The sequence below is a fragment of the Microbacterium sp. CFBP9023 genome (assembly GCF_034045055.1).
In the GTDB taxonomy this organism is placed as follows: domain Bacteria; phylum Actinomycetota; class Actinomycetes; order Actinomycetales; family Microbacteriaceae; genus Microbacterium.
Genome location: NZ_JAXCWI010000003.1, coordinates 443,655 through 458,648, shown reverse-complemented (window position 1 = coordinate 458,648; position 14,994 = coordinate 443,655). Strand labels below are relative to the sequence as shown.

At 69.2% G+C, this 14,994-nt stretch carries 12 protein-coding genes; 7 read left to right on the top strand and 5 right to left on the bottom strand.

Translation table 11 applies throughout. From position 1 onward, the window contains the following. Positions 1–67 precede the first annotated feature (67 nt). Genes SOM10_RS16830 through SOM10_RS16815 form a run of 4 tightly spaced genes read left to right on the top strand, consistent with a single transcriptional unit; the run spans position 68 to position 4,072 of the window. Positions 68–928: an ABC transporter permease subunit gene (locus tag SOM10_RS16830; protein WP_053095455.1), complete on the top strand. Its 861-nt coding sequence runs from the start codon at positions 68–70 to the stop codon at positions 926–928. Beyond that, a complete protein-coding gene (locus SOM10_RS16825) occupies positions 915–2,687 on the top strand; it encodes a branched-chain amino acid ABC transporter ATP-binding protein/permease (protein ID WP_320491232.1) in 1,773 nt (590 codons plus the stop codon). The genes SOM10_RS16830 and SOM10_RS16825 overlap by 14 nt, the downstream gene beginning before the upstream one ends. Continuing rightward, on the top strand, positions 2,684–3,376 hold the full coding sequence (locus SOM10_RS16820; protein WP_320491230.1) for an ABC transporter ATP-binding protein: 693 nt from the start codon (positions 2,684–2,686) through the stop codon (positions 3,374–3,376). Before SOM10_RS16825 ends, SOM10_RS16820 begins: the two co-directional genes overlap by 4 nt. Before the next feature lie 45 nt (positions 3,377–3,421). After that, positions 3,422–4,072 (top strand): HAD-IA family hydrolase, encoded by a 651-nt coding sequence (locus tag SOM10_RS16815; RefSeq protein ID WP_053095452.1) that lies wholly within the window; start codon positions 3,422–3,424, stop codon positions 4,070–4,072. 69 nt (positions 4,073–4,141) lie between these two features. On the opposite strand, the gene SOM10_RS16810 is transcribed toward SOM10_RS16815, so the two are convergent. The 3 genes from SOM10_RS16810 to SOM10_RS16800 all read right to left on the bottom strand — a co-directional run bounded on the left by SOM10_RS16810 (position 4,142) and on the right by SOM10_RS16800 (position 7,582). Next, entirely contained in the window at positions 4,142–5,653 is a 1,512-nt protein-coding gene (locus SOM10_RS16810; protein ID WP_320491229.1) for an HNH endonuclease signature motif containing protein, read from the bottom strand. Between the two features lie 294 nt (positions 5,654–5,947). After that, a complete protein-coding gene (locus tag SOM10_RS16805) occupies positions 5,948–6,763 on the bottom strand; it encodes an SDR family oxidoreductase (protein ID WP_320491227.1) in 816 nt (271 codons plus the stop codon). 72 nt (positions 6,764–6,835) lie between these two features. Continuing rightward, positions 6,836–7,582 carry an SDR family NAD(P)-dependent oxidoreductase gene (locus tag SOM10_RS16800; protein ID WP_072590928.1) on the bottom strand — a complete coding sequence of 249 codons (747 nt, stop codon included), beginning with the start codon at positions 7,580–7,582 and terminating at the stop codon, positions 6,836–6,838. 243 nt (positions 7,583–7,825) lie between these two features. Between SOM10_RS16800 and SOM10_RS16795 the strand changes: the two genes are divergently transcribed. Genes SOM10_RS16795 through SOM10_RS16785 form a run of 3 tightly spaced genes read left to right on the top strand, consistent with a single transcriptional unit; the run spans position 7,826 to position 11,801 of the window. Next, a complete protein-coding gene (locus tag SOM10_RS16795; protein WP_056277523.1) occupies positions 7,826–9,283 on the top strand; it encodes an APC family permease in 1,458 nt (485 codons plus the stop codon). Positions 9,284–9,316: 33 nt separating this feature from the next. After that, the gene (locus SOM10_RS16790; RefSeq protein WP_320491224.1) at positions 9,317–10,156 is read left to right on the top strand and encodes a molybdenum cofactor biosynthesis F family protein; all 840 of its coding nucleotides are present in this window, start codon (positions 9,317–9,319) and stop codon (positions 10,154–10,156) included. Position 10,157: 1 nt separating this feature from the next. Continuing rightward, positions 10,158–11,801, top strand: a complete 1,644-nt coding sequence (locus tag SOM10_RS16785; protein ID WP_320491222.1) for an amidohydrolase — start codon at positions 10,158–10,160, stop codon at positions 11,799–11,801. A 178-nt stretch (positions 11,802–11,979) separates the two neighbouring features. Here SOM10_RS16785 and SOM10_RS16780 read toward each other — a convergent pair whose 3' ends face one another. Continuing rightward, positions 11,980–13,443 (bottom strand): GMC family oxidoreductase, encoded by a 1,464-nt coding sequence (locus tag SOM10_RS16780; RefSeq protein ID WP_320491220.1) that lies wholly within the window; start codon positions 13,441–13,443, stop codon positions 11,980–11,982. Beyond that, on the bottom strand, positions 13,440–14,885 hold the full coding sequence (locus SOM10_RS16775; protein ID WP_053095444.1) for an aldehyde dehydrogenase family protein: 1,446 nt from the start codon (positions 14,883–14,885) through the stop codon (positions 13,440–13,442). Before SOM10_RS16775 ends, SOM10_RS16780 begins: the two co-directional genes overlap by 4 nt. Positions 14,886–14,994 lie beyond the last annotated feature (109 nt).

Below are 14,994 nucleotides of genomic sequence, written 5' to 3'. Positions count from 1 at the left end.
CTTCACCTGCCGCCGAGCGCATTCTCGGCGGCAGGTCCTCTCCCCCTCACACCAGAAAGGACGCCTCATGCTGCAAGGCGCCATCGCCGGTCTCGCCGCCGGCGGTCTCTATGCGGTCCTCGGAGTGTGCCTGACCCTGATGTCGCGCCTCGTGCGGGTCGTCAACTTCGCCCAGGCCGCGACCGGGATGTTCGGTGCCTTCAGCGCCGTGTGGTTCGTCAGCGAACTGGGGGTACCGATCTGGCTCGGCTCCGTGCTCGGCGTCGTCGTCGGCGGGGCGCTCTCCGCCACCATCGGGTGGATCGCCGCGACCTGGCTCTCCGAAGCCTCCACCACCACTCGCTCGGCGATGACCGTCGGTCCGCTTCTCCTGCTCATCTCGATGTCGTTCATCCTGTTCGGCAACAAACCGCAGCCGTTCACCCCGATCATCGCGGGCCCCGCCTTCTCGTTCGGGGGCGTGGTGATCAGTCAGGTCACCGTCGCCACCGTCGCCATGGCGGTCGTCACGGCCGTCGTGGTGCGGATCGTGCTGCGCCGGACGAGAGTGGGCACGCAGCTGCGCGCGCTCTCCGAGCGCCCCACCACCGCCGAGCTGCTCGGCATCCGTTCCCGTCCGCTCTCCATCGCGGTGTGGTTCGTGACCGGTGTGATCAGCGCGATCGCCATCATGATCGTGGCGCCGTCGCAGTCGAACGACGCGACCAGCCTCGCGATGCTCATCGTCCCCGCCGCAGCCGCTGCGCTGCTCGGCGGCTTCCGCCGTCTCGACCTCGCCGTCGTCGGCGGAGTCGTGCTGGGCGTTCTGGGAGGGCTCGTCGCGCAGATCGACGAGGTCGCGCTCGTGCGCAACTTCCTCCCGTTCCTGTTCATCGTCGTCCTGCTCCTGTGGACGCAGCGCAAGGAGGTGTGGGATGCCGCTCGCTGACCGTCCCTGGTTCCGACTGTCCTGGCCCCTCGCCGTCGCCGCCGCGGCGGTCGGACTGGGTGCCATCCTGAGCGCGGCGCTTCCGGGGTACTTCGTGTTCCTCGCGATCAGCGCAGTCGTCGCGGCCATCGCGATCCTGGGACTGGGCATCGTCACGGGCTCCGCAGGCATGATCGCGCTGTGCCAACTCACGTTCGCCGCCGTGGGCGCCTGGATCGTCTCGCTGCTCAACGTCATGCAGGCGCCGGGCGGCTTCGTCGTCTGGCTCCTCCTCGGCGGCATTGCCGCCGGTCTTGTGGGCATCCTCGTCGGGCTCCCCGCGCTGCGGCTACGCGGCGTCAACCTCGCGGTCGTCACCCTCGGCTTCGCTGCCGCGGCGGATGTCACCCTCGTGCAGATCCAGTTCCCCGGGTCCGCCGACGGCACGGCTGTCGAGCGCCCGACGCTGTTCTCGAACGATCGCGAATTCTTCTTCCTCTCGGTCGTGGTGCTCGCCATCTGCGCGCTGGGAGTCTTCTTCCTGCAGCGCGGACGGTGGGGCTCGAGCTGGAAGGCGGTCGCCTTCTCGGAACGCGGCACCGCGGCTGCCGGGCAGAGCGTGCAGAGCGCCAAGCTCACCGCGTTCGCCGTCTCGGCTGCGCTGGGAGGCATCGCCGGAGGACTCCTCGCCGGCCAGGTGCAGCTTCCGTTCGCATCGAGCTTCACCCCGCTTCAGTCGCTGGCGCTCTACGTCCTCGCCGTCATGTCCGGGGCCCATCTGATCGACATGGCGATCCTCGGCGGCATCCTCTGGGTGCTCGTGCCCGAGCTGCTGAAGCGCTGGGGCGTGCCCCAGGACTGGGCGTTCGTGGTCTTCGGCGTACTCGGCGTGCAGGCGCTCACCAGCGGGACCAACCTCGGTCAGGGCATCCGCAATCTCATCTGGAAGCGCGCGGATCGCAGGACCGCCTCGGCGAAGCTGACCGCGCTGCCTCCCGATGCGGATGCCGAGGATCGGGCGATCACGACAACGACCACCGCGACGGTCGATGAGCGCGCGCTCGACGGTGCACCGGTGCTCACTGTCGACGGACTCACGGTGCAGTTCGGTGCTCTCACAGCGTTGGACGATGTGTCGTTCCAGGTGCCGGCGGCGTCGATCATGGGCCTGATCGGTCCGAACGGCGCAGGCAAGTCGACGTTCGTCGATGCGATCAGCGGGTTCCTGCCGAAGCACGGCGGTCGAGTACTGCTCGGAGATCGTGATCTCGCCGGCCTGTCTCCGACGCGTCGCGCCCGGCTCGGGCTGCGCAGGACCTTCCAGCAGGACAGGGTCCCGCCGTCGCTCACGGTCGGCGCGTACGTGAGGTTCGTCGCTCGACGTCGACTCGCCGCATCCGACATCGATGAGGTTCTCGAGTTCTTCGGATGCCCGCCGGCCGGTGCGCGCCTGTCGAGCGTCGACGTCGGCACCCGGCGACTCGTCGAGGTCGCGGCGAACGTGGCCTCTCGTCCGCGGCTGCTGATCCTCGACGAGCCCGCGGCCGGCCTGTCGCACGATGAGCACCTGGCTCTCGCCGCGCGTCTGCGCGAGCTGCCGGCCCGGTTCGGCGTGGCATTGATCATCATCGAGCACGACCTCGATCTCGTGCGCTCGGTGTGCCCGACGCTGACTGTGCTCGACTTCGGTCGAGTGCTCGCGAGCGGTCCGCAGGCCGAGGTGCTCGCCAACCCGGAGGTCGTGAAGGCGTATATGGGAGAGACGGAGCTGCTGAAGTGAGCGAACTGGTGCTGAACGGGGTGACGGTCAGCCGCGGCGCGGGGCCGGTGATCTCGGATGTGTCGCTGACCGTGCGCGGTGGCGAGGTGCTCGCGCTTGTCGGACCGAACGGGGCCGGCAAGACCAGTCTGATCGAATCGGTGTCGGGCGTGACCCCGCACTCCGCGGGATCGATGATGCTCGACGGCGAGCCGCTCGACAAGCTGTCCCGGGTGACGAGAGCGCGGCGCGGCATCGTGCACATCGAGCAGGGGCGAGCGGTGTTCCCATCGCTGACCGTGCGCGAGAACATCTCGCTCACCGCGCGGACGCCTGCGGAACAGGATGCGGCGCTCGCGCAGTTCCCTGAGCTCGAGAAGCGCATCGACTCCCCCACCGCGCTGCTGTCGGGTGGCGAGCAGCAGATGGTGGTGCTGGCACGTGCCTTCGCCGCGAAGCCGCGGATCCTGTTGATCGATGAGATGTCGCTCGGTCTCGCGCCTGTCGTGTTCATGCGGCTCATGCCGATCGTGAAGTCGATCGCCGAGTCGGGCGTCGGGGTGCTGCTCGTGGAGCAGTTCACGCAGCTCGCGCTGGGCCTCGCTCGCGAGGCCGTGGTGGTGGCCGGCGGCCGCGTCTCCTTCCAGGGCACCGCCGAGGCGTTGAAGGAGGATTCGCAGCTGCTGCACCGCGCGTACCTCGGTGGGTAGCGCCGTCAGGTCGGGCTTCAGATGCTGCGGCAGTAGCCTGAGGGGATGACCGAGACCATCAGCGCCCGCGCCGTCCTGCTCGACATGGACGGCACTCTCGTCGATTCGACGGCTGTCGTGGAACGGCTCTGGCTGGCGTGGGCCGAGCCCCACGGAATCGCTCCCGAAACTGTCTTGAGCGTCGTGCACGGCCGGCAGGGGCACCAGAGCATGGCGATCATGCTGCCGGAGCGCGACCACGAGATCAACATCCGCGAGAACGCGGTGATGCTCGCGAACGAGAGCAAGGATGTCGATGGCGTCATCCCGATCGAGGGTGCGGATGCCCTGCTCGCCGCACTGCTCCCCTACCCCCACGCGATCGTCACCTCGGCCGACGTGACGCTGATGAACGCGCGGATGGGCCAGGCCGGCCTGACCGTGCCCGCACTGACGGTCACGGCCGAGAACGTGTCGGCCTCCAAGCCCGACCCCGAGGGCTTCCTGCTGGGTGCGGAGCTGCTCGGCGTCGACCCCGCCGACTGCGTGGTGTTCGAGGACTCGGGCGCCGGCATCCAGGCCGCGCATGCTGCGGGGATGCGGGTCATCGGCGTGGGCGCGCACGCGACGTCTCATCAGCCGACCTTCCATGTCGATGACCTCACCCAGGTGGCCGTCATTCCGACGGCGGACGGTTTCGAGCTCGCGATTCGCTGATGCGCTGATGCGCTGATGCGGTGCTGCGCTGGTGTGGTGCTGCGGTCGCATCGGTGACGCTCACCCGCGTCATCCGGTGCGGGCGAGCGGCGCGGAGAGTGTGACTCGGGCGGCGCTGAGCCTCGGTGTGCGCCATCGTTCGTCGGGATCCCACCATCTCGGTCCTCGTACCTGCGGGAGCCCCGCCTGCTTCCGGATCTCCCACCCCGAGGTCCCGAGGGATCGGTGGTGCCACCAGCACAAAGGCACACCGTTATCGGTATGAGTCGGACCACCCCTGGCATGCTCGACGACATGGTGGATCTCGCACCACGACGCGGGAACGTGGCACCCGGGAATGAGGCATTCTTTGTCGCGGGCGATGATCGCCCGGCGTTGGTGCACGGTGAACACCCGGTCGGTGGTCGTGATCCCGATGATCCTGCCCTCATCGACCAGCACCCGTTGAATCGTCCCCGCGCATCCGACGTGCGCGGCGACGGAGACCGGGACGTGGGCACCGGATCCGGCGACCGTCGCCCACCCACCGTTGCCGCCCGCTCCGCCCATTCCCCCCATTCCGCCCACGAGATCCTTCGCGTCGACGTTCACGACGAGGACCGGCGCCGCTCCACCGAGGGTGGGCATGTCGCTGTGTCGCGCGGCGATCCCGAACACCATCGCGAGAGCGTCGTGACGCTTCTGCGCCGCGGAGCGGTCATCAAGCACACACCGCGGATCCGAGTTGAACGGATCCGCATCGTCACCGTCCGCACCAGCACCCGCACCCGCACCCGCACCGGCACCCTCGCTCGGGGCGAAGTGCACTCCGGGCATGGGCGCGCCATCACCTTTGGGGTTGAGGATCGCGTCCAGGATCAGCTGCAACTGCGCCGCGACCTCTGGGGTCAGATACCCGCGGATCGCGTGCACGCCGTCCGTGAGACGTCCGATCGTGATGCCCCGCCGGCGCCGGGAGTCCTCATCCTTGGGTTCTTCCCCATCGGGGTCGAACATCGACGCGAGATCCTCGGCAAGAGCCTTCAAGTCCTGCGGGGTCGGCGCCGCCCCCGGCTCATCAGCCTCCAGGCCCTCACCATCAGCGTCGACCACGACGCCGTGGCCGCGAGCACACCCCGCCAACGCGACATCCGCCGCCAACCGCTGATCCACCGTCAGCCGATCCCACACCTTCTCGATCGGCCCCGTCGCCGCAAGAAACCCGGCCACCCCGACCACCCCATCCAGCAACGCGAGACGCAACTCCGACCACCGGCCCGGCATCCTCTCCCCCGCCAGACTCACCGGACGCCGCACCAGATCGACGACCCTGTCGACCCGGGACGCGCCCCGCACATCCACCGACACCGTCCGCTGCAACAGCTCATTCAGGCCCCGGCACCCCGCCGAATGCGGAAAGTCGGCCGCGTCGCCCGTCGCGATCGTCTCGACGATCACGGCCTCCGCGCGGCGGAAGACAGCACCCGCACCCTGCAGAACAGTCACCCGATCCGCATCGGACAACCCCGCGAGCGCGCCGTCGGACAGCACCGTGTCGAGGTCGGCGATGACCCGATCCAGAAGCTCCGCAGTGCTCTTCATACCCCCAGTCAACCCCGGGCCACCGACATTCGAGACCCGAAACCACCTCGAATTACCCCGGATCAGATCCGTATTCCAATCTCCCAGAATGGCACAGCGATAGCGTCCAGATCGCGCGCGAGATGCGGGGGAAACCCCAAGAGGCGCGACCCACCGGAGGAAGCGGGGAAGAGGCGAAAGACGGGATACGTGAGAACGGAGAACACAGCGGCGTCATCGGAGCGCGAACGACCGAACCGGGAACGAGAGCGCCCATGCCGGGGACGACCGACCATGCACCCGAGCGACCGCCTCCTACATCCCCGCCCGGTCGAAGGCGATCGTCGGCACATCAACGACGTGTGACCCGCCATCCGCCACGATCACGGCACCGGTGACGTACGACGACTCCCCCGATCCCAGGAACCGCACGACCGACGCGATCTCCGCCGGCCGAGCCGGGCGCCGCAGCGGCACATCCGCCGTGACGGTCGCATACGCCTCCTCCCGCGAGCCCAGCCCGGCATGGGTGGCGAACTCGTCCATCTCGTCGTCGGCCATCGGCGTCTGCACCCACCCTGGGCACACCGCGTTGACGCGCACACCCTGCCTTCCGTAGTCGCGGGCGAGGGTCCGCGTCAGCCCGATCAGCGCGTGCTTGCCCACGGTGTATCCCGCCACCGACGGACCCGCGAAGAGACCTGCGAGAGACGACACGATCACGATCTGCCCTTTCGCCTCGATCAGCGCAGGCAACGCCTCTCGCGCCATGACGAACGCCGTGGTGAGGTTCGCGCGGATCGCCGCATCCCAGCTGTCGTCGTCGGTGTCGGCGACCGGCGAGAAGCCGTGTCCGCCGGCATTCGCCACCAGCACGTCGAGGCGCCCGAATGTCGCGAGCACCTCCGCCACCGCTGCCTGCGCCGATGCGGCGTCCGCGGCATCCGCGATGATCGGATGCGCGCCGACGGCGTCGGCCACGGCGCGCAGCGGCTCGGGCCGACGCCCCACGACCACGACGTGCGCACCTTCAGCGGCATACCGTTCGGCGATCGCCGCCCCGATGCCGGTACCCCCGCCGGTGATCACGATGACCCGCCCGGAGACCGTCGATCCCACTGCACTACCCATGTTCGCTCCTGTTCTCGCCGCGCTCACGCGCTCTCGCCGCGCTCGTGCGCAGATCCGTCGTCCCTGTGACCATCAGGCCGGGAATCCTGATCGGGCCGAATACCCGAAATCACTGAGGATGGTCGTGCCGTTGATCGCTCTGCTCCGCGGCGACACCAGATACAGCACGTGTGAAGCGACGTCCTCGGGCGACTGCACCTCGAAAGTCGGGGAGACGAACGCGTGCTCCCCGAGGTCTCCACGGCTCATCGGGGTGTCGACGATCGACGGCGCCACCGTGTTCACCCGGACATCAGTGCCGGCGAGATCCACCGACAGCGATCGACCCAGCTGCACGAGCGCGGCCTTCGATGCGCAATAGGGCGCCATGCCGGGCGACGACACGAACGCCGAGTCGCTCGCGAGCAGCACGACGGATGCCGAAGCCGACGCCCGCAACGCGGGAAGGACCTGCGCGAGAACCAGGAACGCCCCCGTGACATTGACCGCGAACACGGCGTTCCAGTCGTGAAGCGAGATCTGCTCGATCGTCGATCCGACCGGACCCGAGATCCCCGCGCAGCACACGACCGCATCCACCCCGCCGAGCTCCTCGACGGACGTGGAGACCGCCAGCGCGACCTGTGTCTCGTCGGTGACATCGACCACCCGGACCACAGCGTCACCGCATCCGCGTGCCGTCTCTGCGAGCGCAACGGCATCCCGATCGAGGAGCGCCACGCGCACCCCCTCCGCGGCGAGCGCGCGGGCGGTCGCGCGGCCGATACCGCTCGCGGCGCCGGTGATCAGCGCGGTCGTGCCCGTCAGCTGCAGGTCCATGATCTCCTCGAGACATCGCCGCGGCGCCGGCGGCGCTCCGCGAGGACGGCGGTGTCATCACCGTCATCCTGCTCCGCCGGATCCGGGCCGGGAACACGACCAGGACGGCTGTGCGCGCTGGCACCATCGTCCTTCGCTCAGGGTCAACCGCCGCGCTCCCGGCACGAGCAGACTCGCTGTATCGACGAACCCCTCGTCGTCGATGCCGTGCCGACACGGCCGTCACCGAGCAAAGGAGCCGACGTGGCAGACCCGATATCTGCGTCCACGACGCAGCAGGACCACACCTCTCTTCGACCCGGCGCGCTGGGCGTCGCCGGGATCGTCTTCCTCGTGCTCGCCGCCGTCGCACCACTGACCGGCATCGTCGTGGTCGCCTCGCTGGCGATCGCCCTCGGAAACGGCGGCGGCACGCCGATGGCCTTCTTCATCGTGGCCGCGATCCTGCTGCTGTTCGCCGTGGGATACGCGCAGATGTCGAAGCAGCTGGTCAACGCCGGCGGCTTCTACGCCTTCGTCGTGAAGGGCCTCGGTCGCACCGGCGGTCTGGTCGCCGGCCTCATCGCCACGCTCGGCTACAACTTCTTCGTCGTCGGCACGATCGGCACCAGCGGCTTCTTCATGCAGAACATCATCCGCGACCTCACCGGCCTCGACGTGCACTGGCTCATCTGGGGTCTGCTGTCGATCGTCGTGTGCTTCGTGCTCGCACGGGTCGGGGTGGACTTCTCGTCGAAGATCCTCGGTGTGTGCCTCGTGCTCGAGGTGCTGATGCTCGTGGTGTTCGACGTGTCGGTGCTCGTGCAGACCGGATACGACGTGGCCGCGTTCAGCCCCGAAGCCGTGTTCTCGGGGTCGCTGCCGATCGGCCTCCTCCTGGCCGCGACGGGCTTCCTCGGCTTCGAGGCGACCGCCCTGTTCAGCGAAGAGGCGAAGCAGCCGCTGCGCACGATCCCGCGGGCGACGTACACCTCGATCATCGCGATCGGCGTGATCCTCGGCGTCACCACCTGGGCGGTGGTGAGCGCGACCGGCGTCGCGCAGGCGCAGGCAACCGCTCTCGAGCACCTGCCGACGGGCGACCTGATCTTCATGCTGTCGCAGCAGTACCTCGGGGGCCCGCTGACGACCGTGATGATGATCCTGCTGCTGGTCAGTCTGTTCGCGGCGATGCTCGCGTTCCACAACTCCGCGACGCGCTATCTCTACTCCCTGGGGCGCTCGCGCATCCTGCCGCACGCGCTGGCCCGCACCCGCCGCAACGGCGCCCCGCAGCTGGCCGGGATCGTGCAGGCATCGTTCGCGGCGCTCGTCGCGATCATCTTCGCGATCGCCGGTGCCGACCCCATCCTCACGCTCGTGCCGGCGATGCTCGGCTTCGGCACCCTGAGCGTGCTGATCCTGCAGGGGCTCGCCGCGATCTCGATCGTCGTGTACTTCCGCCGTGCCGGCGATCCGCGATGGTGGAGCACGTTCATCGCTCCGGGGATCGGATTCCTCGGCATCGCCGCGATCTCGGTGCTGGCGATCGTGAACTTCAACATCGTCGCCGGATCCGAGGAGCTCGCCATCCGTCTCATGCCGCTGCTGCTCGTGGTGGCGCTGATCGGCGGCATCGTCTACGGCGCCTATCTCAAGCGCTCCCGGCCCGCCGTGTACGAGGGCCTCGCATCCGACCTCGAGCGTTTCAGCGACCGCTGACGCTCCCGCAACCCCACTCACCTGAGGAGAGACATGACGACCCTGAACCCCGCAGACACCTCCACCTGGCTCCCGCTCGAGGGCCTGGCTCCCGGCTTCGACGCGAACAAGGCTCCGCATACGACCGCATTGAGCGGTCGGGAGATCACCGTCGTGGACGCCCGCGGAACCCGCATCTCGCACCGGTTCGCCGACACCACGGTCGCGTGGGACTACCAGCCCGGTGCCGACGACACGACAGCACCCGCCTCCGACACCGACGACTACGAGGCGTTCGAGGTCGACGACGACCTGTACTTCGTGCAGTTCCATCACGACTACCTGCCGAACGAAGCAGTGTCTCTGATCGTCGACCTGCGCCACGGCCGCGCCCTCGCCGTCATCTCGGTGATCCTGCCCGCGCCCGAGCAGGGACGCACCCGCGTGCAGCACGTCTTCGCGTCGAGCATCATCGACGGAGCGACCGTGACGGGCGCAGAGCCGGCGCCGACGACGACGCTCATCGGTCGCCGGGTCGAGTGGATCTACAGCGAGGAGCACGCCTACGAGCACGTGTACCTCTCGGAGCGCTGGTACTCATGGCAGTGCCTCGCCGGCCCCGAGCGCGGCCTCGCAGACACCGACGAGAACAGCGTGTGGGAGGTGCGCCCCGGGATCTACGTCTTCGCGTGGCGCGAGAAGGTCATCCCCTGCGCATCGGTCACGATCGCCGACCATCGGGACGTGAACGCGATCCGCTCGCACGGGGTTCTCTTCGGGCTCGACGAGTCGGGCGAGGTGCCCACGCACTTCACGTTCGGCGCTCACGGCCGACTGCTCTCGACGACCCATCACGCGAACGGCCTCGAGCCGGCGCTCTTCGGAACCCTCTGAGATGACGACGGCCGAGCTCATCGTGACGGGCTCGGTGATCCGCACGGCGGATCACCGAGCACCGATCGTCGAGGCGTTCGCGGTGCGCGACGGGCGGATCCTCGACGTCGGCACGCGGGCCGAGATGGACGCGTACCGCGGCCCGGACACGAGGATGCTGGATGTCGGCGATGCCGCGGTCTACCCCGGCTTCGTCGACGTGCACAACCACCACGCTCTCGCCGGGCGCACCGAGCTGTTCGAGCTCTCGCTGCCGCCCTCGCTGGGCCTCGACGACATCCTCGACCTCGTGCGCGAGAAGGCCAGCGCGCTGCCGCCCGACGCGTGGATCGTGGGCGGCCCGGTGTCGACCACTCTGCTGCCCAGCCTCGCGAACAGCGCGATCAGGCAGCGTCTCGATGAGGCGGCCAGCGGTCGCCCCGTCGTCCTGGTCGAGGACTCGCGGCACAACAGGTGGGCGAGCACGCGGGCGCTGCAGCTCGCCGGGATCACCGCCGACAGCATCCCCTCCGGCGGAGTCACCGTGCTCGATCCCGATGACGGCACGCCGACCGGGGTGCTGTTCGAGGCAGCGGGAATCCCGGTGCAGGAGGCCTACGATCGCAGCGGTGGGCTGACGGGCGAGCAGCACGTGGCCGCGTCGCGCCGCGGCGTCGAGATCCTCAACTCCTACGGCATCACGACCTTCCAGGATGCCGGAGTGTCGACCGACATCCTCGCCGCCCTCGCGACCCTCGACCGGTCGCACGAGCTCACCGCCTGGGTCGTCTCGTCGCTGCTGATCAACGATGAGATCTTCGGGTTCGATCCGATCGGCACCCCGCTCATCGACCTCGGTGAGCAGTTCCGCACCCCGCACCACCGGCCCGACTTCGTGAAGATCTTCCTCGACGGAGTGCCACCCGCGCGCACGGCGTCGTTCCTCGAGCCGTATATCGCGGATGCCGTGCACGGTGCGCACTTCCACGGCGAGACGACGATGGACTTCGACGAGCTGCACACCTGGCTGCGGTCGGTGGCCGAGCGCGGACTCGGCGCCAAGGTGCACTGCACGGGAGACGGATCGGCGCGTCTCGTGCTCGACGTCGCCGAGCGCATCCGGTCCGACGGCTTCACCACCCCGATCCAGATCGCGCACGGCCAGTTCCTCGCCGACGACGACATCCCGCGCTTGCGAGCGCTCGACGTCTCGGCCGACATCTCGCCGTTCATCTGGTTCCCGGGCGTGATCCCGCAGGCGTTGGCCGAGGTCCTCGGCGACCGCGCCGAGCATTCGCAGCCCAACCGTGCCCTGCTCGACGCCGGCGCGCTCGTCGCCGGCGGCTCGGACTGGCCGGTGAGCGAATCGCCGAACACTCTCGAGGGGCTGCAGGGTCTCGTCACGCGCGCCGATCCTCTCGGCCGAGCGCCCGGCGTCCTCTGGCCCGAGCAGGCGATCACAGCGGAGGAGGCCCTGCAGGTCTTCACGATCAATGCCGCGACCGCGATGGGCCTCGGCGCGGAGACCGGATCGCTGACGCCGGGCAAGTCCGCGGACTTCGTCGTGCTCGCGCGGGATGCGATCGCCGGCCCGGCCGACGAGATCGTGCACACTCCCGTGCGGTCGACGTGGTTCGCCGGTCGCGAGGTGTACTCCGCGGGCTGATCAGGTCGCATGCCGTGCGCGTCATTTCCCTGCGGGGTCGATGACGCACCGCTCAGCAGCGATTCGGATGCGTTGGTGACCCCGCATGCGGGACGACATGCAGGACCTCGCACGCCGGATGAGACGCTGATGCCCCCTTCCACCTACTCGGCAGGAGGGGGCATCGCGAGCGTCGACGTCAGCGTCCGAGCAGGAACCTCGCCCCCAGCTCGCCGATCATCGCCGCGGGGGCGTTGGTGTTGCCCGTCGGAACGGTGGGGATCACCGACGCGTCGATCACGCTCAGCCCCTCGAGACCGCGCACCCGCAGCAGCGGGTCGACCACCGCCTCGGCATCCGATCCCATCCGGCAGGTGCCGACCTGGTGGTGGTAGGTGATGGCCGTGCGACGCACCCAGTCGTCGATCCCGTCGTCCGACACGTCGGGGCCGGGGTACACCTCGGTCGCTCCCCATTCCTCGGCGAGCGCCGGCTGCGCGCCGATCCGGCGGCACTGACGAACCGATGCCGCGAGCGCTGCCACGTCCCTGTCGTCTTCGAGCGCGGCGAGGTCGATCAGAGGCGGGTCCGCGAGATCCGGACCGGACAGGGTGAGCCCACCGCGGCTGTACGGCGTCACGAGACCGGCCATGAGGGTGAATCCGTCATCCCCTCGAGGTTCGAGCTCGCCCCACATCGGCACCGAGAAGTGGATGGGCTGAGTGTCGGGCTCGGCGAGGTCGTCGCGGCTGCGCCAGAACAGGTGCGACTGCGTGACCGAGACGCCCGGCTGCGGCGGTCCGACCGGCCTCTCGGTCGTGAAGATGACCGGTGAGAGCAGATGGTCGTGCAGGTTCTTGCCGACGCCCGGTGCATCCAGCACGACGGGGATGCCGAGCGCGGCGAGCTCGTCGGCGGGGCCGATGCCCGAGCGCAGGAGGATCACGGGTGATCCGATCGCACCGGCCGACAGCACGACCTCGTCGGCGAAGACCTCCTCGGAGTCGGCGCCCGAGCCGAGTCGGACTCCGACGGCGCGGCCCTCCTCGACGATCACCGAATGCACCTCGCGCTCGGTGAGGATCGTGAGCCTGTCGACGACCGGCTGCGCGTAGGCCATCCACGTGTTCACCCGCCGGCCGTCGCGGATCGTCACCTGCTGCTGCGAGACGCCGTCGAGGGTGCAGCGGTTGTAGTCCGGGTTGCGGGGCAGCCCCTCTTCGACGGCTGCGTCGATGATCGAGGCCTGGATCGGCGAGAGCTCGTAGTCGTCGGTGACGGGCAGCACATCGTGCTCGAGCGCGGCGAAGACGGGTTCGACCGTGCTCCAGCCCCACCCCGTCGCGCCCGCGCGTTCCCAGGCGTCGTAGTCGGAGGCGGCGCCGCGCACCCAGATCATGGCGTTGAGCGCATGCGAGCCTCCGGTGACCTTCCCGCGCGGCAGGTGCAGTCGGCGTCCGCCGGCGTGCTTCTGCGGAACGGTGAAGAAGTCCCAGTCGTCGGCGGAGTGCCACAGCTCCCCCGCCCTCGACGGGTCGTGGATCGCCGGATTCGAGTCGTATCCTCCGGCTTCGATCAGCGTCACCTCGACGCCGGCGTCCACCAGGCGTCGCGCGACGATCGCGCCCGAGGTCCCGGCCCCGACGACGATCGCGGACCTCATGCCTGCGCCTTGCGGCCCGGCCCCGACACGACCTGCGTCACGGCGACGGACTTGAGCCCCTCGACACCGAACTCCAGGCCGTAGCCCGAGCTCTTCACGCCGCCGAACGGCACCATCGGGTGCAGCCCTCCGTGCGAGTTGATCCACACCGTGCCGGACTCCATGCGCGTCGCGGCCTCGCGGGCGGCGTCCGGATCGCTCGACCACACCGATGCGCCGAGACCGACGTCGACCGAGTTGGCGAACGCGAACGCCTCGTCGACGTCGCTGTACCGGATCACCGGCAGCGCCGGGCCGAACTGCTCCTCCTGCACGAGGGCCGCGTCGTTGTCGATGTCGGCGACGATCGTGGGGCGATAGAAGAGCTCGCCGAGCTCAGGAGCCGCCTCGCCGCCCGTGACGACACGGGCGCCGCGACCCTTCGCCTCGTCGACCAGGCGCGACACGATGTCGAACTGGGCGCGATTCTGCAGCGGACCCAGCACGTTGTCCTCATCGAGCCCGTTACCCATCGGGACGGATGCCGCGATCTCGGCGAGCGCGGTGACGACCTCGTCGTAGACGGAGTCGTGCACGTAGAGGCGCTTCATCGCGGCGCAGGTCTGACCGGTGTTGATGAAGGCGCCCCAGAAGAGGTCCTGCGCGATAGCCGACACATCGGTGCCCGGCAGCACGATCCCGGCGTCGTTCCCGCCGAGCTCGAGGGTGAGGCGGGCGAGGTTGCCGGCCGAGCTCTCGATGATGCGTCGCCCGGTGGCGGTCGATCCGGTGAACATGATCTTGTCGATGTCGGGGTGCGAGGCGAGGCGCGCACCCACCTCGCGATCGCCGGAGACACCGATCAGAACGTCGGCGGGCAGCACGTCGTTCATCACCGCCAGCATCGCGAGGACGCTCAGGGGCGTGTACTCGCTCGGCTTCGCGACGACGGTGTTGCCCATCCGCAGCGACGGACCGATCTGCCAGATAGTGATCATGAGCGGCCAGTTCCACGGACCGATCGCGCCGACCACTCCGGCGGCCTTGTAGACGAGCTCGGCGTGCAGGGTCTCGTCGTCGACGAGCACCTGCGACTCGAGCGGGATCGACGCATTGGTGCGCAGCCAGGCCGAGCACGCACCCAGTTCGAAGCGCGCGTTGGGGCCGTTCAACGGCTTGCCCTGCTCGCGCGAGAGCAGGTGCGCGAGCGCCTCGGCGTTCGCGTCGATCGCATCGGCCGCAGCGATCAGCAGCTCGCTGCGCTTCGCGTGGCCGAGGGACTCCCAGCCGGGCTGAGCGGCTCGCGCTCGCGCGATCGCATCGTCGAGGTCGCTGACCGAGTGCTCGGGCGCACGACCCATGACCTCGCGTGTGGCGGCATCCGGGATGTCTCGCCCCGCGCCCTCCGGCGCCTGGATGCGGTCGAGCAGCGCGGCGGCTGCGGATGCGGCGGATTCGGACATCGGGACTCTCCTTCGAGCGGGACGCATGCCAAGGATCTGGCGGGTCGTCTCATTGTCGAACGCGATGCGACAGCCCACTTGTCGCGGAGCGCGCCGCAGATGTCCGAGT